Raw genomic sequence first — 427 nt, 5'->3', positions numbered from 1 at the left:
GCCCGTGCCCGGAGTCGCTGCCCGGGAAACTGCCGCAAAACCGCCGCATCCGTGGAAAGCCACGCTTCGGTGCGTTGTTATTTTTCCATATAATGGCTTCTTTTTCCGAGATAATGATTGGGGCTTGTTGATTGTGCCGGCGCTTTTCTTTATCCAGCGGCGCAACGGAGAGGTGGCCGAGTGGTCGAAGGCGCTCCCCTGCTAAGGGAGTAGAGGTCAAAAGCTTCTCGTGGGTTCGAATCCCATCCTCTCCGCCATTTTTGCCCGCACCGTTGGCGGCATCTCAAAAATTACCCCGTTAGAACAGACAGATAGCTAGGTATCTCGCTATCGGCGCCGCGCGTTTCGACGCCAAAATACGCTGAAATCAACGCGATTTCGTTCGATTCTGACTGGAGGTCAGAAAATGAACATTAAGAGCCTTCTC

Annotated in this window: 1 protein-coding gene and 1 tRNA gene; both read left to right on the top strand. The window is 53.6% G+C overall.

Features of this window, described 5'->3' with window-relative positions:
• A partial coding sequence (locus EN993_RS37540; RefSeq protein WP_206532508.1) for a hypothetical protein occupies window positions 1–205 on the top strand: 205 nt, incomplete at its 5' end.
• Window positions 167–257, top strand: a tRNA-Ser gene (locus EN993_RS36715). The genes EN993_RS37540 and EN993_RS36715, both read left to right, overlap by 39 nt.
• Window positions 258–427: the final 170 nt, after the last annotated feature.

This window comes from Mesorhizobium sp. M7D.F.Ca.US.004.01.2.1 (genome assembly GCF_003997785.1).
Classification (GTDB): Bacteria; Pseudomonadota; Alphaproteobacteria; order Rhizobiales; family Rhizobiaceae; genus Mesorhizobium; species Mesorhizobium loti.
This window is presented reverse-complemented; position numbering and strand designations above follow the sequence as displayed.